The organism is Streptomyces sp. NPDC090088 (assembly GCF_044747345.1).
GTDB lineage: Bacteria > Actinomycetota > Actinomycetes > Streptomycetales > Streptomycetaceae > Streptomyces.
In genome coordinates this window covers 99,279-119,068 of the sequence record NZ_JBIVDZ010000010.1, presented here as the reverse complement: position 1 = coordinate 119,068, position 19,790 = coordinate 99,279, and the positions used below count along the sequence as shown (strand labels likewise).

12 protein-coding genes and 4 pseudogenes are annotated in these 19,790 nt (G+C 70.4%); 4 read left to right on the top strand and 12 right to left on the bottom strand.

Features of this window, described 5'->3' with window-relative positions; translation table 11 throughout:
- Positions 1-32: 32 nt before the first annotated feature.
- Positions 33-1,187, bottom strand: coding sequence for a CaiB/BaiF CoA transferase family protein (locus ACIPSJ_RS40175; RefSeq protein WP_401353279.1), 1,155 nt, complete (start codon positions 1,185-1,187; stop codon positions 33-35).
- Positions 1,184-2,686, bottom strand: coding sequence for an aldehyde dehydrogenase family protein (locus ACIPSJ_RS40170; protein WP_401353277.1), 1,503 nt, complete (start codon positions 2,684-2,686; stop codon positions 1,184-1,186). Before ACIPSJ_RS40170 ends, ACIPSJ_RS40175 begins: the two co-directional genes overlap by 4 nt.
- Before the next feature lie 221 nt (positions 2,687-2,907).
- On the opposite strand from ACIPSJ_RS40170, the gene gabT reads away from it, so the two are divergent.
- Positions 2,908-4,284 (top strand): 4-aminobutyrate--2-oxoglutarate transaminase, encoded by a 1,377-nt coding sequence (gene gabT, locus ACIPSJ_RS40165; RefSeq protein ID WP_401353275.1) that lies wholly within the window; start codon positions 2,908-2,910, stop codon positions 4,282-4,284.
- Between the two features lie 7 nt (positions 4,285-4,291).
- Here the strand turns inward: gabT and ACIPSJ_RS40160 are convergent, their stop codons facing one another.
- The 4 genes from ACIPSJ_RS40160 to ACIPSJ_RS40145 all read right to left on the bottom strand — a co-directional run bounded on the left by ACIPSJ_RS40160 (position 4,292) and on the right by ACIPSJ_RS40145 (position 9,422).
- Positions 4,292-5,818: a PucR family transcriptional regulator gene (locus ACIPSJ_RS40160; protein ID WP_401353273.1), complete on the bottom strand. Its 1,527-nt coding sequence runs from the start codon at positions 5,816-5,818 to the stop codon at positions 4,292-4,294.
- A gap of 41 nt (positions 5,819-5,859) precedes the next feature.
- A complete protein-coding gene (locus tag ACIPSJ_RS40155; RefSeq protein ID WP_401353271.1) occupies positions 5,860-6,339 on the bottom strand; it encodes an allene oxide cyclase family protein in 480 nt (159 codons plus the stop codon).
- Between the two features lie 2 nt (positions 6,340-6,341).
- Positions 6,342-7,817: an aldehyde dehydrogenase family protein gene (locus ACIPSJ_RS40150; RefSeq protein WP_401353269.1), complete on the bottom strand. Its 1,476-nt coding sequence runs from the start codon at positions 7,815-7,817 to the stop codon at positions 6,342-6,344.
- 87 nt (positions 7,818-7,904) lie between these two features.
- The gene (locus ACIPSJ_RS40145) at positions 7,905-9,422 is read right to left on the bottom strand and encodes an APC family permease (protein WP_401353267.1); all 1,518 of its coding nucleotides are present in this window, start codon (positions 9,420-9,422) and stop codon (positions 7,905-7,907) included.
- 201 nt (positions 9,423-9,623) lie between these two features.
- Between ACIPSJ_RS40145 and ACIPSJ_RS40140 the strand changes: the two genes are divergently transcribed.
- The 3 genes and pseudogenes from ACIPSJ_RS40140 to ACIPSJ_RS40130 all read left to right on the top strand — a co-directional run.
- On the top strand, positions 9,624-10,373 hold the full coding sequence (locus ACIPSJ_RS40140) for a FadR/GntR family transcriptional regulator (RefSeq protein WP_401353265.1): 750 nt from the start codon (positions 9,624-9,626) through the stop codon (positions 10,371-10,373).
- Positions 10,374-10,416: 43 nt separating this feature from the next.
- Complete coding sequence (locus ACIPSJ_RS40135; RefSeq protein ID WP_401353263.1) at positions 10,417-11,157, top strand: cache domain-containing protein; 741 nt, start codon at positions 10,417-10,419, stop codon at positions 11,155-11,157.
- A 1,513-nt stretch (positions 11,158-12,670) separates the two neighbouring features.
- Positions 12,671-12,778, top strand: a pseudogene (locus ACIPSJ_RS40130) (MarR family transcriptional regulator); the annotation flags it as partial.
- Between the two features lie 16 nt (positions 12,779-12,794).
- Here the strand turns inward: ACIPSJ_RS40130 and ACIPSJ_RS40125 are convergent.
- The 6 genes and pseudogenes from ACIPSJ_RS40125 to ACIPSJ_RS40100 form a co-directional block, all read right to left on the bottom strand.
- Positions 12,795-15,854: a SpoIIE family protein phosphatase gene (locus ACIPSJ_RS40125; protein WP_401353261.1), complete on the bottom strand. Its 3,060-nt coding sequence runs from the start codon at positions 15,852-15,854 to the stop codon at positions 12,795-12,797.
- A 149-nt stretch (positions 15,855-16,003) separates the two neighbouring features.
- Positions 16,004-16,568, bottom strand: a pseudogene (locus tag ACIPSJ_RS40120) (aldehyde dehydrogenase family protein); the annotation flags it as partial.
- Between the two features lie 860 nt (positions 16,569-17,428).
- Positions 17,429-17,721 (bottom strand): annotated as a pseudogene (locus ACIPSJ_RS40115) (TetR/AcrR family transcriptional regulator); the annotation flags it as partial.
- 189 nt (positions 17,722-17,910) lie between these two features.
- Positions 17,911-18,756, bottom strand: a complete 846-nt coding sequence (locus ACIPSJ_RS40110) for a fumarylacetoacetate hydrolase family protein (RefSeq protein WP_401353259.1) — start codon at positions 18,754-18,756, stop codon at positions 17,911-17,913.
- An 11-nt stretch (positions 18,757-18,767) separates the two neighbouring features.
- Positions 18,768-18,971 (bottom strand): annotated as a pseudogene (locus ACIPSJ_RS40105) (catechol 1,2-dioxygenase); the annotation flags it as partial.
- 9 nt (positions 18,972-18,980) lie between these two features.
- Positions 18,981-19,787 carry an acetoacetate decarboxylase family protein gene (locus tag ACIPSJ_RS40100; RefSeq protein WP_401353257.1) on the bottom strand — a complete coding sequence of 269 codons (807 nt, stop codon included), beginning with the start codon at positions 19,785-19,787 and terminating at the stop codon, positions 18,981-18,983.
- Positions 19,788-19,790 lie beyond the last annotated feature (3 nt).

The following is a 19,790-nucleotide window of genomic DNA, read 5'->3' as shown; positions in this document are numbered from 1 at the left end:
TCGTGACGGTTCGGGGGTGGTCGGGGCCGGCGTCATGAGTCCAGCCAGGCCCGGATCTCCTCGGTGTGTTCGCCGAGACGGGGCGGGCGACGGTCGTAGCGGGACGGCGTACCGGACAGGCCGATGGGATTGGCGACCAGGTCCATCGGCTCGCCGTCCGCCGCGGCGACGGTGGCACGTGGGCTGAGGCCCAGCCGGTCGGCCAGGTCGAACGCCTGGGCCAGATCGTTCACGGGACCGCAGGGCACACCCAGCGGAGTGAGCCGGTCGAACCAGTCGGCGGCGGTCCGTGTTCTCAGCAACTCGCCTAGCTGGTGGGCAAGTTGGTCCACATGGGCAACGCGCTCGGTGTTGGTCGCGAAGCGTGGGTCGTCGGCCAGGCCCGGTGCGCCCAGCCCCTGGCACAGGGCACGGAACTGCCGGTCGTTGCCGACGGCGACGACCAGCGGCCGGTCCTTCGCCGGAAAGACCTGGTAGGGCGCGATCGACGGGTGCCGGTCGCCCAGGATGCCCGGCACCTGCCCGGCGAGGGTGTATCCGGCCGCCTGGTTGACCATGCTCGACAGCAGGCAGGACAACAGGTCGACCTGGACGTGCTGGCCTTCTCCGGTGGCCTCGCGGTGCCGCAGTGCGGCCAGCACACCGATCGCCGCGTGCAGTCCGGTCAGGACGTCCACCAGCGCGACCCCCGTTTTCACGGGTTGCCCGGGCGCCGGCCCGGTGACGCTCATCAGGCCGCCGACCGCCTGGATCAGCAGGTCGTAACCGGGCAGCCCGGCCCCCGCTCCGGCGCCGAAGCCGGTGACGGAGCAGTACACGAGGCCGGGGTTGAGCTCGCGCGCCCGGTCGTGGCCGAGCCCGTACTTGTCCATGGTCCCGGGCCGGAAGTTCTCGAAGAGCACATCGGCCCGACGGACCAGTTCGGTCGCCCGGCGCAGGTCCTGTGGGTCGCCGAGGTCGAGGTCGATCGAGCGTTTGTTGCGGTTGACCGAGAGGTAGTAGGTGGCCTCGCCGTGGGCGTGCGGCGGTCCCCAGGCCCGGGTGTCGTCTCCGGTGACCGGACGCTCGACCTTGATCACGTCGGCGCCGAGGTCGGCGAGGAGCATCGTGGCGTACGGCGCGGCCAGGACCCGCCCGAAGTCGGCGACGAGCACACCCGCCAGGGGACCTGCGGGCGCCGCGCTCACTGTACGCGTCCCTGCGACGGGCGCACGTACACCGTCTTGGTCCGGGTGAAGAACTCGCGTGCGGCCCGGCCCTGTTCCTTGGGACCGTAGGCGCTCTGCTTCGACCCGCCGAAGGGGACGTGGGGATCGGCACCCGCGGTCTCGGAGTTGATGTGGAGGACGCCGACGTCCAGTTGCTCCGTCGCCGCCGCCACCGAGCGCAGGTCGTCGGTGAACACGGCAGCGGAGAGCCCGAACTCACCGTCGTCGGCGAGACGGAACGCCTCCTGGACGTCCGGGGCCCGGCGTACCGACAGCACGGGGCCGAAGAGTTCGTCCCGCCACAACGGGTCGTCGCCCGCCAGGGCGACCACGGTGGGGGCCAGGAACGCGCCGTCCGTCCGGTCGTCGTCGTACGGCCTGCCGCCCGTCAGGAGGTCGACTCCCGCGCGGGAGGCACCCGCGTCCACGGCCCGCTGGATCTCGTTCCGGGCGTCGAGCGAGACCACGGGGCCCATCTCCGTGGCCTGCTCCAGCGGGTCGCCGACCTGCAGCGCGGCGGCCCGCTTGACGAGCAGTGCCAGGAATTCGTCGGCGACCGGCTCCTGGACGACGAGCCGGGAAGTGGCCGTGCACTTCTGCCCCGCGGATCGGAAGGCTCCGGCGAGCACCTCGTCGGCGGCGAGTCCGAGGTCGGCGTCGGCCAGGACGACGGCCGCGTTCTTGCCTCCCATCTCGGTCTGGACGGGCCGTGCGAGCCGGCCGCAGGCCGCGATCAGGCTCCGGCCGACGGAGGTCGACCCGGTGAACGTGACCGCGTCCACCCCCGGGTGCTCGACGAGCCGGCCGCCGAGGGCTCCGCCACCGATCAGCAGCGACAGCACCCCCTCCGGCAGCCCTGCCCCGACCAGGGCCTCGGCCAGCCGTACGGCCAGCAGCGGGACCAGGCTGGCGGGTTTCCAGACGACCGTGTTGCCGTAACCGAGGGCGGGGGCGATCTTCCAGGCCGGGATGGCGACGGGAAAGTTGAAGGGGGTGACGACGGCGACGACGCCGACCGGACGGTGGATCACCTGGATCTGTTCACCGGGCCGGGGCGAGGCGAACACCTCGCCGACGGGGCGTGACGCCTCGCTCGCGTAGTAGCGCAGGATCTCCGCGGCGCGCCGGACCTCGCCGATGCCCTCGGCCCGGGTCTTGCCCTCTTCCCAGGACAGTTCCGTGCCCCATTCCTCGGCGTGGGCGTCGAGGATGCCGGCGGCCCCGTCGAGGACCCGGCCGCGCACGTGGTGAGGCGTCGCCGCCCAGCGCGGGAAGGCGTCGCGGGCCGCGGCGACGGCCTGGTCGAGGTCGCGGTCCTGGGCCAGTCGTCCTACCGCGACGGTCTCGCGGGGACGTGCCGGGTTGACGTCGACCAGTTCGTCGCCGCCACCGGACCGCCACTCCCCCGCGACCAGATGACGCAGGGACCGGACGGACCGGTCGGGTCCGTCCGTCAACACTCCCGCACTCTGTGGCATCGGTTTTCCTCTCTGCGTCCCTGCGTCCCTGCGTCCCTGCGTGCCGCGTGGGCGCGCCGAGCTTCATGAGGCCGTCATTCTGGGGACCGGAGCGGCCGCACCGCACTCGACGAAATGTCCCGCGCCGGCCGGTGGGTGCACTCCGATCCGTCCATCGCCTTGCGACTCCGACGGTGCTTGGCTCGGCGTTCCCAGCACCCGCACACCTCGGAGGGCGATTCATGTCCGGAGCTTCCAGGCCGGCCGGCGGCCCCGACCTCGCGCAGGTCCGGCGCGTCGTGAGCGAGATCCCGGGCCCGCGTTCGCGTGAACTCCTCGCCCGTCAGAGCCGGCTGGTGCCGGCCGGCGTCGGCTCCACCCTGCCCGTGTTCGTGGAGGCCGCCGGAGGCGGCGTGATCGTCGACGTGGACGGCAACTCCCTCATCGACTTCGGCAGCGGCATCGCGGTGACCACGGTCGGCAACTCCGCCCCCGCGGTGGCGGAGCGGGCCGCCGCTCAGCTGCGCCGGTTCACCCACACCTGTTTCCTGGTCAATCCGTACGAGTCGTACTTGGACGTGTGCGAGAAGCTGAACGAGCTGGCACCGGTTCCCGGCGAGAAGCGCACGATCCTGGTGAACTCCGGCGCCGAGGCGGTGGAGAACGCCGTCAAGATCGCCCGCGCCGCCACCGGCCGCCCCGGCATCGTCGTCTTCGACCACGCCTTCCACGGACGCACGCTGCTGACCATGAGCCTCACGGCCAAGAACAAGCCCTACAAGCAGGGGTTCGGCCCCTTCGCTCCCGAGGTCCACCGGGCCCCGATGGCGTACCCGTACCGCTGGCCGACCGGCCCCGAGAACTGTGCCGAGGAGGCGGCGGACGCCCTCGCGGATCTGCTCGACCGGCAGGTGGGCGCGGACAACGTGGCGGCCGTGCTGGTGGAGCCGATCCAGGGCGAGGGTGGTTTCGTCATACCGGCTCCGGGGTTCCTCGCCCGCGTCGCGGACATCTGCCAGGCCCGGGGCATTCTGCTGATCGTCGACGAGATCCAGGCAGGCATCGCGCGCACCGGCCAGATGTTCGCCTGCGAGCACGAAGGGATCCGGCCGGATCTGATCACCACCGCCAAGGGCCTCGCGGGAGGTCTGCCACTGGGCGCGGTGACCGGTCGCGCGGAGCTGATGGACGCCGTGCCGGCCGGCGGGCTCGGCGGCACCTTCAGCGGCAACCCCGTGGCCTGTGAGGCGGCGCTCGGCGTCTTCGAGGAGATCGAGGCGCACGGGCTGCTGGGGCGGGCCAGGGCGATCGGTGACGCCATGCTCGCGTTCCTCGGTGAGCTCGGCGACCGGCATCCGGCCGTCGGAGACGTCCGGGGCAGGGGCGCCATGATCGCGATCGAGCTGGTGGAACCGGAAGGCGACCGCGTCCCCGATCCCGACCTCGCCGCACGGGTGGCCAGGCGCTGCCACGGCGAGGGGCTGTTGGTGCTGACGGCGGGCAGCTACGGCAATGTCCTGCGGTTCCTGCCACCGCTGTCGATCTCCGACGATCTCCTCAAGGAAGGGCTGTCGATCCTCGGCGACGCCATCGCCAAGGAGCTGGCCTCGGCCGCCTGAGCATCCCTCAGCGGCCTCGACCGACGACGCCGGGCTCCTGCCACGCGGACAGCGCCAGCAGGAGTTCGGCGCGCGTGTGAGCCGAGTCGAGGTCCGCGGCCAAGAGGCTCCGCACCCGCTCCATGCGGCTGCGCAGGGTGTGCCGGTGTACGCCCAGCACCGCCGAGGCCGCCTCCCACTGCCCGTTGTGCTCCAGAAAGGCGCGCAGTGAGACGAGCAGGTCAGTGCCGTGTTCGCCGTCGTGCGCGGTGAGAGGAGCCAGCTGGGTCTCGGCGAGCTCGATGAGGATCTTCCTCGTCTCCGGCAGCGCGGCGAGCAGTCGGCCGGCCAGCGACTCGAACGACACGACCTCGGTGCTGCCCCGCGCCTCGGCTGTCGAGGCGGCGTTCAGTGCCTCGGTCAGCGCCGCGGGCCCTTCGTCCGGCTCGTGCACCGCGCTCAGGCCGGCCCGAAGGGGTCGGTTCAGCCGGGCACACGCGCCGTCCGTGGCCGTCCGTGCCGTGCGCGTGTGCCCGGCCGGCAGCAGGACCACCGCGTAGTCGGCATGCGCCCGGCCGAACAACGGCAGGCCGCCTTCGGCCAGCTCGTTGCCGACGGCCTGAAGCATCCGCCGCGGGCCGGCCCCGCGCAGGGCGAGGACACGGATGCCGTCGCGTGCGGGAAACCCCGCCTCGGCCAAGTGCTCCGTGGCGGCCGGCGCCGTGACGGTGCCGTCCAGCAGCAGCCGCAGGAACAGCCCGTTGACCCGGTTCTGTTCGTCGCGGAGCCGCAGGGGCTTCTCCGCTTCCAGGGCGATCAGCGAGGCCGCGTGGCCGAGCAGGAGATGGTCGACCGGTGTGAGAGCCCGGTCGGCCACCACGACCAGCCGGCCATGGACCCGCGGTCCCACACGGACCTGCTGCACAGCCGTCGTACCGTCCCGGCCGCTGCTCACCGCGGCAGTCACCTGCTCCGGAGTGCCGAGCGCCGCGCCGGAGACCGCGGCTCCGGGCGGGTGAGCCGCGCGCGCCTTGCTCTCCTGGTCCAGCAGGACGACGGACGTGCCGATGGAGACGGCCAGCTCCCGCACCACCGCCTGAGCCCCGCCGTGCAGCGCCGCCCGGGTCATCCGCGGCTGGATGCGGGACGCCTGGACGACGCCGTCGTACTGCTGTTGGGCCAGACGTTCCATGACCGCCCTGGTGACCGCCACGAACGGTGTCGGCAGCGGTACCTCCAGCAGCGGGAGTCCCGCCTCCTCGGCCGCGCGCACGAGCGCCTCGGGCACCTGCCCGTGGGAGAGGCCGATCCCGAAACCCACGGCGGCCACCCCCACCTTCACGAGGCGGGCGACGTAGTCCTCGCACGCCTCGGCCTCCGCCGCCAGGCGGAGGCCGGTGGTGAGCACCAATTCGCCACCGCTCAGCCACGGTGCGGGATCGGCGAGCTCGATGCTGTGTGCCCAGACCACGTCCCGGTCCAGGCCGCCGCGGCCCGCCAGCACCTTGAGCCGCAGATCCTGATGCCGTAGCAGCCAGAGCAGGGGTACACCCATCGTGCTCACCGTCCCATGACTTCCCTTTTTGAAGGTATCTCTCAATCCTCCACGCGGAACGTGAAGTGGTACGCGCTTCCCTTGGCGTCGAGGGCGTGCAGCTGCATCTGCCCATGTGCCCCGCTCCACCTGCCAGTTCCCCCGGTGATGGCGAGGGTGGAGTCGGCGGCGTCGTAGAACGGGCCCTGTACGACGAGGGAACCGCCGTTCAGCGTCGTCGTCCAGCTGCATTCCCACGCCGTGCCGACCTTGGTGCGCACACAGGAGCCCTGGTCGCTGCCGATCCGGGTGCCGGACGTGCTGTAGACGGGGTTGCCGAAGGCCAGCGTGTCACCGAGGCTGTCGCCGCGCGGCCCGAGGTCGACGACCGTGTCGGTGTCGGCGTGCTCGACGACGGCGAGGGTGGTGGCCCGCTGGTGCCGGCCCTGGGACTGCGGAGCCGCCTGTGCCACCGAGAAACCGACCGCGGCGACCACGCACAGGGTTGCCGCGGGGACGGCGACAGAACGGAGCCACGCCATGGTCACCAGCCCCCTTCGGCACGGCGGTCGTAACGCAGTTCCCCGTCCCCGAGGTCGAAGACGAGCAGCTTGGACTCGGTGAAGGTGTCGAGGAACCAGCCGGAGAGCTCGCGGCCGACACCGCTCTTGCCGGTGCCGCCGAAGGGAGCGAGCTGGTCCCAGTAGTTACTGGTCTCGTTGATGTTGACGGTGCCGTGCTGGAGGGCTTCCCCGACCCGCCAGGCCGTGGCCAGGTCCCGGGTCCACAGGGAGGCGATCAGCCCGAGGTCGGTGGAGTTGGCGATCTCCACGGCCTCGCTCACCGAGGAGACCTTGATGACGGGGGCGACCGGACCGAAGGTCTCCTCCTGGGCGATCCGCATCCCGGTCGTGACACCGGTGAGGATCGTGGCGGGGAAGAAGAGTCCTTCCTCCTTGCCGAACTGCACGATGTCCGCGCCCTTCTCGCGGGCGTCCGCCACATGCTCGGCGATACGCCGCAGGCTGGCCTCGTTGCGCACGGGCCCCATGTCGGTCTCCTCCAGCGCCGGGTCACCGACGCGGAGCTGAGCGGCACGGGCGATGAGCTTGCTCACGAACTCGTCGTGGACGTCCGCGTGGACCAGGAGGCGTTCGGCCGACGTGCAGACCTGTCCCGCGAAGTAGAAACAGCCGTTGACCGCCGCCTCCACCGCGGCGTCGATGTCCGCGTCGGGCAGGATGATGAACGGCCCGTCGCCGCCGAGTTCGAGCAGGTGCGGGCGCAGGGCGGCGGCGCGGGCGATGCGTTCGCCGGTGGCCGTGGAGCCGGTGAAGAACAGACCGTCGACGCCGGGGTGTTCGACGATGGCAGCCCCGACGTCGCCGAAACCGTGCACCACGTTGATCACACCGTCGGGCAGACCCGCCTCGGTGAAGATCTCCGCCACCAGGTTGCAGCTGATCGGGGCGTACTCCGAGGGCTTCCAGACGGCCGTGTTGCCGGCGGCGACGATGTGCGCCAGAGCGATGGAGGAGATGTCGGTGGGGAAGTTGTAGGGAGTGACGACGCCGACGACGCCCAGCGGGCGGTGGTTCAGGACCAGCCGCTTGTTGTTCGTCTGCTCCTGCGTGGAGGGGAACGACAGGCCTCGGTGCCGCAGTACCTCCTCACCGGCCTTCTGCCAGGCGGGGGCCGCGTACTCGATGACCTCCTCACGGGCCTCCGCGACGGTCTTGCCGATCTCCAGGGTCAGCACCCGGGCGACGTCCTCGGCCCGCTCCGCGAAGAGCGCGTGGACGCGGCGCAGGATCTTGACGCGCTCGATGAGGGGCGTCGCGGCCCACTGCGGCTGTGCCCTGCGGGCGGCTGCCACGGCGCGCTCGGCGTCCTCGGCGTCGCAGCGGGTGACCTCCGCGATCACCTCGCCGGACTGCGGGGAGTGCACGGGGAACGTGCCCGCACCGCCGTCCTGCCAAAAGCCGTCGACGAGTGCCTTCGTGGGCAGGGTTGTGGACATGTTCGTCTCCACCTTCGGATTGTGCCGTCCCGCCAGGCGGGACGGCCGTATGGGTAGCGGGGTGTGGTTCCGGGCCGGCGGAACGCTTCAGACCGAGGCGGCCGACGCGGACGGCTCCGACACGTCCCCTGCGGGCAGCGCGTCGCCGGCCGGGGCGTCCCCACGCTCGTGCGGCTTGGACACCGCCATGTACAGGGCTCCGACGCCGATGACGACGGCACCGCTGACCAGCACGATGTAGTTGTCGTACCAGGGCGTACCGGGAGTGCGCGGCCAGCTGATGTTGACCAGCGCGACGATGCCGTAGACGAGGGCGCCGATCGTGACCGGAAGTGCCCAGCGCCCGAGCTGGTAGTCGCCGGACGGCCGCCAGCCGCGCAGTCGCGCCCGCAGTGAGGCGAGGACCACCATCTGGAAGGCCAGGTAGATGCCGAGGGTGGAGAAGGAGATGATCTTCACCAGGGCGTCGGCGGAGTACGCGGAACCCACGATGATCAGTCCGGGGAGAACCGCCGCGAGCAGCAACGCGTACGGCGGTACCCGGAGCCGCTCGGAGAAGGTCGACAGGACACGGCTGCCGATGATCATCCGGTCGCGGGCGAAGGAGTAGGTCAGACGGCTGGCGGCAGCCTGGAGGCTCATCGCGCAGGAGATGAAGGAGAGCAGGACGACCACCAGGACCACGCGGGCGCCCCCGCTGCCGAACGCGCCGGTGAGCACGGTGGTCACCGGGTCTGCGTCCTTGCCCGAGATCACCGCGCCGAAGTCGCTGACGGAGAGAATGAGGGCCAGACACACCGCTGTCGCGGCGGCGCCGCCGATGTAGATGGTGCGCCGCATCGAGGTCGGGATGCGCCGTCCCGGGTTGGGCACCTCCTCGGCGACGTCGCCACACGCCTCGAAGCCGTAGTACTGGAAGACGCCGATGAGCGAGGCCGCCGCGAAGGCGTAGAAGTACGAGTGCCCGCCCTGGGACCCGAAGCCGTCGAACAGTACGCCCAGGCCGTGATGCCGGTTGGCGATCAGCAGCCAGGCGCCCACCACGACGGCGCCGACGATCTCGGCCACGAAACCGAACACGGCGACGGCGGAGAGCACCTTCGTGCCGCCGAAGTTGATGACGGTCGCGAGCAGGAGGAGGGCCAGAGCACACACGATCGTGGACGTGGTGCTGGAGGCGAAGCCGAACACCGCGGCCACGTACGGTCCGGCGCCGTAGGCGACCGCCGAGATGGTGGACAGCAGTGCGAGGAGATAGATCCATCCGGTCATCCAGCCCCACTTGCGTCCCCACAGCCGTCGCGCCCACGGGTAGACGCCGCCGGCCACTGGGAACTGCGCGACGACCTCGCTGAAGACCAGCGCGACCAGGAGCTGGCCGACTCCCGCGATCACGAAGGCCCAGATCATCGGCGGGCCGCCCGCCATCAGGGACGCGGCGAAGAGGGTGTAGACGCCCACGACGGGCGAGAGATAGGTGAATCCCAGTGAGAAGTTGGCCCACAGGCTCATGTCCCGCTTGAACTCGGACTCGTAACCGAGTGCGGCGAGGCGCTGGGCGTCGGTGTCTGCGGGTGACGGCGGGGACTGCGTGGCATCGCTCATCGACGGGCTCCTTGGAAGGAATGACGCTGCTGCGTCGGAGTCGGCGGGACCAGGCCCTGGGGGAGGCCGACGAGGGCCGGCGGAGAGTCCGGCATCTTGAGTGGGCGAAAACCTACTACATTGAAGTTCAAAGGACAATGGTTTGACTGATAGCCTGCAGACGATCTCTCGTCACCGATCCGCAAGCTTCGAGGAGGGGCCGTGACAGCAGTGGACGGCCGCTCGCCGGTGTTGAGCGCCGTCTTCGCGCCCCTGAGCGACTCCGGGCGGGCGGACATGGTGGTCCGCCGCATCGCCGAGGCGGTCACCATCGGACTGATGGCCGACGGGGAGCAGCTCCCGAGCGAGAGCGACCTCGCCTGCCAGCTCGGCGTCGCCAACGGCACCGTCCGTGAGGCCTTGGCGATCCTGCGTGAGCAGGGCCTGGTGGAGACCCGGCGCGGCCGCAACGGCGGGAGTTTCATCCGCAGCCCGGAGACAGGGCTGGCCAGGATCCACCAGCTCCGTCTGAAGGAACTCGGCATCTCGGAGTTGCGCGACCTCGGCGACGAGCAGCTGGCCGTCTCGGGCACCGCTGCCCGCTTCGCCGCCGAGCGCGCTCCTTCCGACCTGGCGAGGAGTCTGGACCGCCTGGTCACCGCATTGAGGAAGGCCGATTCCCCCGCCGAGAGGCGCAAGGCCGATGCCCGCTTCCACATCGAGGTGGCCGTCGCCGCCCAGTCCGTCCGGCTGACGCGACTGGAGGTGCGGCTGCAGTCGGAACTCGGTCCGCTCCTGTGGCTGCCGGGAGGAGACGGCCCCGACGCCGCGGCCTTCGCCGATCAGCACCACGAGATCCTGGTGGCCATCGTGGCCGGGGACGCGGCGGAAGCACGCCGCCTGGCCGAGGAACACACGGTCACCGGCGCTCGCCATCTGGTCCGTACGCACCTACGGTTGACCGACGCCTGACCCGGTGGCGCACCCACGCCGCCCTCCTTGACGGAGCACAGTGATGACCAGCACCCCAGCCACCGGCATCGTCCAGTGCAGCGAATCCATCCGAACGGGGGTGGACTCCGTCTTCTCAGCGCTGGCCGAACTGGAGGCAGAGGCACGAGCGCACCTGCACACGGCCGGCCCCGAGGGCGGGAATCCCGGGACGAGCGACCTGGCCGCGCTGCGACCTACGATCCAGGGGCTGCTGAGGCGGCAGGGAGAGCGGTTCAACGGCGCGGGCGTGGTCATGGCCCCCGGCACCCTGGCCGACGCGGCCCTGCATCTCGAGTGGTGGCAGCAGGCCGGCGAGCAGGACTGCCGGCCCCTGCGACTGAACCTCGATCCGCGCAGTGAGAGCTTCTACGACTACACCCTCAAGCCGTGGTTCGTGATCCCTCGTGACGAGGGGCACGGCACGGTCATGGGGCCGTACGTCGATCTGCACTGCGCCGGTCTCTACATCCTGACGTTCACACGGCCGTTGCTGGTGCACGGCGAATTCGTCGGCGTCGTCGGGGCAGACGTCCCGGTGACCGCCTTCGAGCAGATCGTCATGCCGTCCCTCAAGCTCCTCGGCGGCGAAGCGGTGGTGCTCACCGGCGAGGGCCGGGTGCTCGCTGCCAACACACCCACGTGGGCCGTTGGAGAGATAGCACGCGAACTCATCGGCGGTGAGGCAGAACTGGAGCAGGCAGCCGTGCTCGCTCCGGAGGTCGACTGGACGGTGATCCGCGTACAGCCGTCCACCGTCGGCTGACGTTCCTCTGCGAGCAGCTCAACCTGTTTTGCGTCGAGTCGAGCGATGAATGAGGGAGTTGACCACCTCACAGAACACTCGGCAAGCCGCCTCCAGCTTGCCGAAAGTCTTGCAGCGCTCGGGCAGTCTGGGCCCGCGGGTAGACAGGCGCTTCAGGACGTAGGCCGACACTCCGCCAATGCGGCGGAGCGCCGCGTCCGGCGAAAGCCCGGTTCAGGGCCGGCCGTCGGCAGGGCTGTCGGCCATGGGCGGGAAACCGTCGCGAATGTCCTCTTATGCATCACGTCGGCGCCGATCTCACCCTGCGAACCTCCGCCTGAAGGGCGACGCGCCATATCGCAAGGGGTTGCGATCCTGGGGCGCCCTGCGGAACGATCGCCACCATCGACCTTGATGGTCTTCGCCTTGGGGACCTTCTCGTTGTGACCCTCGATCGGCCCCAGTGGGCGACCGGCACTCGCATGCGAGCCGCAGTACTGGATCTCGACGCCGTTGTTGCGGTCCTCGGCGATCCCGGAGAGCTACCGCCACTATCCCAGGGCGTAAGAGACGGACACCAGCATGGCGCCCCGCACCCGCGGGGACGGTCCCAACGCGACGACCGACAGCCAGACGGCCTGCGTCTAATTTTCCCGCACCTGCAGCTGTCTCATCAAGTTGCCAACTTGGGTTCTCGAACGAGCGCGCACATCACCACCCAACGAACAAGATCCGGACCATACTCGGACCAGATGCCGCCTCTCAGCGACCACGTTGACCATCTATGCTGGTCAGCACTTCGCGGACGATGTGCTACAAGCAGACCAAGAACCTGCTGGCGACCGCAGCCCAGGCTGCAGGGCTCAACGGCCGCTTCCACAGTCACCCGGTTACGTCTTCCGATCACGACCGTGAACTGCGAAAACACCCGGGGAGGGCAAAGTCGACCCGGATTCGCCCCGGAAGCCCCCGATCAGAGCAACGCTCCTTCTTGATATGCGGATATCTAACTTCTGCCGCTGCACCAGCCGTATACCGCCAAGTAAGTGGCGCAAAAGAACTATTAAGAACATAGCTCGCAATTGAATGGTCGCGGATCAACATCGCCCGACAGTGCAGGCACACGGCACGGCTGCTGTCTCCGCCACCAGCGGGCGGCGGCACGACGCCTCACATCAAGGCTCTCACCAGGAACTTTCCAAGCACCCTTCCGCGAAACGGAAGCCGTATTGCGCCCCGTGCACCCCGTCCCGACGATGTCGCCACGCCCCAACCACGGGAGCCGAACGCCATGCCGCACATCGCCGCCTTCGCCAGGAACCAGTCGTACAGCTGGCGCATCTTTCTGACCAGCGCTCATGCGCGGCGATGAGGCTGTGACCTGCTAGGACTGGCCGCAAAGGCGATCGGAGGCAGTCAGAGGAAACCGCTCGGATTCGACCCCGATTCACCCCGGGTCGCTCAGTGGCAACCAGAGGCAGTCGACAGGATCTGCCGCCTGAGCGGCCCGAGTTGGCCGGTGTGGATCACGCGCGTCACGGACGGGCTGCGACAGGTCGGGGAGCACGGTGCGGAGCGCCGCCTGGCTCCCCTCGACGATGCCGAGCCGGCCCCTCGCCGCAGCGGCCGGCGTCCGAAGGGCTGGGTACCCGTCGCCGTCACAGGGACAACGCGTCGTCGGCGAGAAGCTTCGGCAACTCGGGCGGGGTCAGAGGCGTTTCAGTCCAGATTGTCTTACCGGTCGGCGTGTAACGCGTGCCCCAGCGTTCGGTCAGCTGCGCCACTAGGAACAGGCCCCGGCCACCCTCGTCCTCCGTAGCGGCCCTGCGCAGGTGCGGGGAGGTGTGGCCGCTGTCCGAGACCTCCACGATAAGCCCGCGTTCTCGGATGAGCCGCAGCTGGACCGGGGCTCCGCCGTACCGGATGGCGTTGGTGACGAGTTCGCTGACGACGAGTTCGACGACGAAGGCCGCCTCGTCGGGTACGTCCCACTCGGCCAGCTGGCGGCAGGCGAGCATCCGAGCGCGGGCCACCTCGCCCGGGTCGGCGGGGATGTCCCAGGTCGCCACCAGATGCTCCGGCAAGGCGTGCACGCGCACCAGGAGCAGGGCAGCGTCGTCCTCGGGGGGCCGGGGCAGCAGCTCGCCGACGACCGCCGCGCAGGTGTCCTCCAGGGGTCCGGCACCTAGATGGGAGAGCGTGTCGCACAGGGCGCGGACACCGAGATCGATGTCGCGAGCGCGGCTCTCGACGAGGCCGTTGGTGAACAGGGCCAGGGTGCTGCCTTCCGGCAGTTCCAGGGCGACGCTCTCGAACGGGAGGCCCCCGAGGCCGAGCGGCGGACCGGCGGGTACTTCCACGGTCTCGGCATGCCTGTCGGGCATGACCAGGACCGGCTGGGGGTGACCTGCGCGGGCTAGGACGCAGGTCCGCGATACCGGATCGTAGATGGCGTACAGGCAGGTCACACCCAGTGCCTGGTCCTCCACGTCGTCCCCGGTGTCCGTGAGCTGTGGTGCGTTCGGGCGGGCCACCAGATCGTCCAGGCGCGCCAACAACTCGTCCGGCGGGAGATCCAACGCGGCGAGGGCGCTGACCGTGGTGCGGAGTCGTCCCATGGTGGCGGCGGCGCCGAGTCCGTGCCCAGCCACGTCGCCGACCACCAGGCCCACCCTGGCCCCGGAGAGCGGGATGACGTCGTACCAGTCACCTCCGACTCCGGAGGGACCTGCCGTCGGCAGGTAGCGGTGGGCGACCTCCACTCCGGCCGGCCGCGCCAGGCCACGGGGCAGCAGGTCGCGCTGCAGGGTCAGCGCGGTGGCGTGCTCGCGCGCATACCGCCGGGCGTTGTCCACGCAGACCGCGGTCCGGGACACCAGTTCCCCGGCGAGAGCGGTCTCCTCGGTATCGAACGGGTCGCGCGGCGCGGCCCGCTGGAACACCGCCGCGCCCAGGACGGCACCCCGGGCCGTCAGCGGCACGGCGAGCGCTCTGGTGACCGGATCGGTGACGGGGGCGGCGTCCGACAGGCAGCGCAGCCGTACGTCGTTCAGGGCGTCCGCGGCCGTTCCCGTGGCGTCGGAGGCCGCGTCGCGGACATGCTGGGCCATCCGGCACAGAGCTGGCGGCGGACCGGTGCCATGTCCGGCGGTCGGGGGCTCCTGGCCGTTGAGGACCGGCTCCAGCAGGTCCACGGTCACCGTGTCGGCGAAGTCGGGGACCACGAGCCTTGCCAGATCCTCCGCAGTCCCCTGGATGTCCAGGGTCCGGCCGATGCTGCCGCCGGCCCGGCTCAGCAAAGCCAGGCGCTGTCGCGTCACATAGCGGTCGGTGATGTCCAGGCCGGCTTCACAGACGCCCACCGCGTGGCCGGACTCGTCCTGCAGCAGGAAATAGGAGAGGGACCAGACGTGGTCGTGGTCGGGGTCGAGCCGGGTGGCGCTGCGGTACCGGATGTCGATCACCGGTTCACCGGTGCGCAGTACCTGTCGAATGGGGCGCTCGACGTCCTTCAATGTCCCGCCGTCCTCGGTGAGCAGCACCCCCTCCGGCAGGATGTCGTGCACATAGCGCCCCGCGACCTCCTCCAGCGTCACACCGAACTGCTTCTCGATGGCCTTGTTGATCCACCGGACGCGGGAGTCGGTGTCGTAGACAACCAGCTGGATCGGCGACTGGCGGTGAAGTCCGTCAAGCATGGCCCGGTCGATGGCGCGCTGCCGCAGCAGGCGCACGTCCATCGCCACGACCAGCCAGGCAGCCCCGCCGACGCCGTGTGTGAGAGGGTCGAGGGCGACGGCGACGGGCACCGATGCGCCGTCGCGATGGCGCACCGACCGGATGCCGTACGGTGTGCTCCCGTCCGGCGCTCCGGAGTCGCCCGGATCCGGGGACAGACGGGCGGCCGTCACCGTGTCCGCGAGGACCTCGTCGGCGCAACGCCCCAGGACCTCGGATGGCGTGTATCCGAACAGCGCCTCGGCCTGCGCACTCCAGCCGATGATCCGCATCCGGTCGTCCAGTACCGCGCTCGCCCGTCCGGCCGTCAAGGAGTCACGGCCGAGCCCTCGGCTGGCGCCGTGCTGCTCCGGCCTTGCTCCTTGTGGGCCGATGAGACGTGTCATGGCTGTGCCAGGTGTGCGTGGTGCGGGTGCCGTTTGGTCCGTTCTCCTGAACAATGTACTGCCGTAGATGACGGACGGCGGCTGCGCGCGGCGAGCCGCCAGGAGCTGGCGCAGCGCCGCGGTGCCTTCCCGGGTGCATCGGATGTCTCCAGAGGTGACCTGCTGGAAGATGAGACCTTCCAGGGCCGCGAAGACGGTCTCCGTCATCCCCTCGTCGCCCCTGAAGCAGGCCAGCGCCTCGCGGACCGCGCGCCGGTACGCGTCGTGCAGCATGTCCACGTGGGGCCGCGGCTCGGGTCGCCGGCTCGCCTCCGCCTTCAGCTCGTACGGGACGGCCTGCAGGTCGGGACAGCCGGCCACGAAGTCGGCCAGGAAGGCGGCGAAGTCCTCCAGCCTGCCGCTCGCCGGGATCAGCGACACCGTCTCGATGCTGTGGTCGACTGCCCAGCACAGGGCCTGTTCCAGCAGGATGTCCCGGGTGCCGAAGTGGTGGACGACCAGGCCGTGGCCGTGGGGCACGGCCGCCGTCAGCAGCGCGTTGCGCCCTGCGCCGTATCCCGGTCGGTGCTGGTCGTCCGAGGCATGGACTGTCACGCCATGTCCTCCTCGCTCGCTAGGGAGTCGTAACGAAACCGCCTGGTAGGAAGTCGTCGATGCGGTCGCTCATCCCCGCCTCTCGTAGGTGTGTCGCTCCACCGGGTCGCCGTCGTGCCCCCAGGGCCGCGTTGTGACCAGCCCGCCGGTGGCGGCGAAGACCGCAGCCGCGTCCTGCGCCCGAGCAGCAGGGCCGACAGGGGTGAGTTCTCCGACGGCTTCGGTACGACGGCGCAGCCCGCGGCGAGTGCCGGGGCTGTCTTCCCGCCGGCCAGGGTCAGGGGGAAGTTCCACGGCACGACCGCACCGGCGACGCGCCGGCTCCGGGGTGACCTGCGCGAGGGCGTCCGAGGCGGTGTGGAGCGACTCGTCGGGCAGCTTGTCGGCCGGCTGCCCGTACCAGCGGAATGTGGTGATCACGGCCCGCAGTTCGATGTCGTACGGGTTGGTGATCGGCTTGCCCATCTCCAGGCTGACGGTCAACGCCAGCTCCGCGCGCCGCTTTTCGAGCAGATCGGCGATGCGCAGCAGCATCCGGCCTCGGTCGGCGGGTGCGAGCCGCGGCCGGGGGCCGGAGTCGAAGGCGCGGCGGGCGGCGGCCACGGCCGCGGCCACCTCTTCCGCGCCCTCGTCGGCGCCGTCGATGTGATGCAGGCCGGACAGGTCCAGTGCCTTGGCTCGGCGCAGCCACTCCTCGTGGGTGATGTCCAGCATGCGGAACCTCCGGACAAATACCTATTTGCTCCCAAACGATATGATGTGCCGAGAGCCTTCACAAGGGCTCATGGCATTGATCCGGGTGATCCATGGAGGCCGGGAAGGAAGCGCACAGTGCGCGCACTCCTTGTCCAGAGCGCGACTACGTGACGGCCCCGGGGCCGGTCAGCGGCCGGCCCGCGGAACGCGGAGACGACCTGGCCGCCGTGGCCGTCGCCGTCACCACGCACCCGATGTGCCCTGCTTCCCCGACGTCGCCGGCGGGGACGTGATCGTCTCGCCGGGGCCCCTGGTCGGTCCACGACGAGACGGTGATCGGCTCCGGGGCCGGTGGAGAAGCCCGGCCCACTGAGATCGGCTGGTTCGACGTCGACACGGTCGACCCCGCCCTCGTGCCGTCCGGCCCGTGGTTCCTGGCACTACGACCGCTGCGTCCTGCCCTCAGGGCCACCGAGCTCGCCTGCAACACGAGGTGGGAAGGCGTTCCGGGCCGGACGCCCGCTCGGGGTGGAGTTCCATCCGGAGATCACCGTTTCGGCGGTCCAGGCGAACCTCGACCTCCGTGGCCGGCGGCAGTGCGAGCGGGTCGGCGTGGCAGCGGACGAGTCGCTTGCCCGCAACCACGCCATGGCACCTGCGGCCCGTGAGAACGCCCGGCGTGGCTGGTGGACAGGTTCCTGGACGACATGGTGCATCCGGCCGAGAGCCGCTGACCGGCGTCGACGAGGTCGCCGTCGTCCGGTGATGCCCGCGGTGAGGCCGCACCGGACGGCCGGATCAGCCGCCGGACCGCACCGTGCCGTGCTTCAGCCGGTCCGCAGGTCTCATCGGCGTCGGCCGTCCGGCAGCAGCTCTTACTGGAACGCCCGTATGTCCGGATCAGTGATTACGATCTCCGACACGACCGCCGAGAAGTCCGTGACCTCGCCGGTACCGGGTTCCAGCGCGCTGATGTCCAGCGAGGTGTGGACAGCGTGCGCGAGGGCCTCCTCGATCAGCGCGTCACGCGAGCCGAAGTGATGGACGACCAGACCATGGGTGGTCCCCGCGTCCTGAACGACCGTCGGTAGGTCAGTTTGCGCAGCCCGCCCAGGGCCACCACTCGCACGGCCGCGTTCAACAGGGCCTCCCGGCCCTCCCCGTAGTTCATGCGTCTGCGTGGCTCGGGGTCTTCCGGGGTCTCGGCGGGTTCGGTCCTGTCTGCGACCCTACCCGGCACTCCGCCGGCCCGGCGGGCCCTCCGGCACGGTCGGCAGCGAGCGGCCCATAGTCGTGACAGCACCGCACCGGGCGACCTCTTCCGTCAGGCCCGGTGCGGCGCGGTCTCATACCGGCGGCGTCATCGCCGGGGTGGGCGGATGCCACGGAACTCCCAGTCGCCGCCCAGCGCGGTGGACAGCACTTCCTCGGACTCGGTGGGCTGCGCGCCGACGTCGCTGCGGATCGGGGTGGGCCCGGTGACGATGTGGTTGGTCAGCCGCCCGAGCCCCTCCACCTCCACCTCGACGACATCACCCGGCTGGACCGGCCGCGAGTTGGCCGGGGTCCCGGACAGCAGCACGTCACCGGGATACAGGGTGATGGTCCGGGCGATGTCGGCCACGAGATAGTGCATGTCCCACTTCATCTCGTCGGTCGAACCGTCCTGGACGACCTCGCCGTTGACGTACGTACGCAGCCGCTTGCCGTGGAAGTCCCAGTCGGTGACCAGCCCCGGGCCGAGCGGGCACAGCGTGTCCGACCCCTTCACCCGCAGCATGGACCCGGCGTCGGTGTCCCGGAAGTCGTGCAGCCCGTAGTCGTTGGCGATGGTGTACCCGGCGATGTACTCCCCCGCCTCGGCCGGCGAGACGTTCCGCGCGGTCCGCCCGATCCCGATGGCGACCTCGCCCTCGTAGTTGAGCCACTTGCAGCCCTCGGGCCGGACGATCGCGCCCTTGTGGGAGTTGAGGGAGGAGGTCGGCTTGTGGAAGTAGGTCGGGGTGTCGGGCAGCCGGATCTGGAACTCGTCGACGCGGCTGCGGTGGTTGAGATGGACGGCGATCACCTTCGACGGCACGACCGGCGGCAGATGCAGGGCGTCGTCGGTCTTCACGCGACGCCCGTCCCCGGCGACGAGTTCGTCCCCGTCGACGGTGACCTGGACGGCGGCGCCGTCCAGGAGGATGCGGCGGTATTCGGGCATGGCGGGCCTTCCTAGGAGCGGCGGTGCGGGTTGCGGGGCTCGGCGGTCACGGATGTCTCCGTGCCGGTCCAGCCGTCGGCGGGCCGGTCGAACCAGAGGTGGACCTGGCCGGTGCCGATCGAGTTCTCGTACTCGCCGTACCGCCGGGCCCGGGCGGTGCAGGCCTGCTCGCCGAGGGCACCGGCCATCATCAGGTAGTGGAAGAACTTCGCCTCGTAAGGGGGTTACTCGGCACCCGAGGTGCCGGACTCCAGCAGGCGGCCGCCGTCCCAGGCCACCCCGACCTGCCGGTAGTACGCGGCGATCGGCTCCCGGATCTCCAGCCGGGCCAGCTCCTCGGTGGGCGCCTCGAACAGCTCCAGCTCCGCGTCCCCCACCCACGCCTGACCGCCCTCGAAGGACGCGGCGCCGGACTCGATCAGCTCGTCCAGGGCGAGCCCCTTGCCCTTCTCGATCGAAGGCAGCCAGCGGTGGTGGGCCATGGGGTGGCCGTTGACGAAGCCGCTCGTCTCCGAGGGTTCCCGCAGGGTCACCACGGTCTGGGCGAGACGCCGGTCCGCCGCGGCGAGGGTCGCGCCGAAGCGGGCGCCGGCCTCGATCCGCGGAGCGGGCCCGTAGGGGTGCGGCCGCGTCTGGTGGATCGATCCGAGCTTCTTCGGATAGCCCTGGTGCAGCCCCCGGGCGATCGCGAAGTCCTTGTCGACCCAGATGTAGACGCACCGCGAGTACGTCTGCCCCCGGTACGTGCAGCGCACGACCGCGAACGCCTCCTTGTACTGCGAGAGCACCGGATCCAGCAGCTCCTCCCCCGACGCCGAGCAGGACTGCCAGTCGGCCCAGATCAGCGCGACCGCGCCGGGGTCCTCCTCGGCCAACTCCAGCGGCTCGGGCAGCAGTTCACGCACCCGCGCGGGGTCGGTGCGGTACTCGACGGTCAGCAGATCACCCGAGTACCGCCACGGCGGGGACGGGATCAGCGACGATGCGCCCGTCTCCGTCTTGGGGTGGAAGTAACCACGGACAGCAGACATGAG

Bases quoted from the DNA above. Each gene is read 5' to 3' on its own strand.
- ACIPSJ_RS40170 (WP_401353277.1), bottom strand. From the start codon at position 2,686: ATGCCACAGAGTGCGGGAGTGTTGACGGACGGACCCGACCGGTCCGTC.
- gabT (WP_401353275.1), top strand. From the start codon at position 2,908: ATGTCCGGAGCTTCCAGGCCGGCCGGCGGCCCCGACCTCGCGCAGGTC.
- ACIPSJ_RS40160 (WP_401353273.1), bottom strand. From the start codon at position 5,818: ATGGGTGTACCCCTGCTCTGGCTGCTACGGCATCAGGATCTGCGGCTC.
- ACIPSJ_RS40155 (WP_401353271.1), bottom strand. From the start codon at position 6,339: ATGGCGTGGCTCCGTTCTGTCGCCGTCCCCGCGGCAACCCTGTGCGTG.
- ACIPSJ_RS40150 (WP_401353269.1), bottom strand. From the start codon at position 7,817: ATGTCCACAACCCTGCCCACGAAGGCACTCGTCGACGGCTTTTGGCAG.
- ACIPSJ_RS40145 (WP_401353267.1), bottom strand. From the start codon at position 9,422: ATGAGCGATGCCACGCAGTCCCCGCCGTCACCCGCAGACACCGACGCC.
- ACIPSJ_RS40135 (WP_401353263.1), top strand. From the start codon at position 10,417: ATGACCAGCACCCCAGCCACCGGCATCGTCCAGTGCAGCGAATCCATC.
- ACIPSJ_RS40110 (WP_401353259.1), bottom strand. From the start codon at position 18,756: ATGCCCGAATACCGCCGCATCCTCCTGGACGGCGCCGCCGTCCAGGTC.
- ACIPSJ_RS40100 (WP_401353257.1), bottom strand. From the start codon at position 19,787: ATGTCTGCTGTCCGTGGTTACTTCCACCCCAAGACGGAGACGGGCGCA.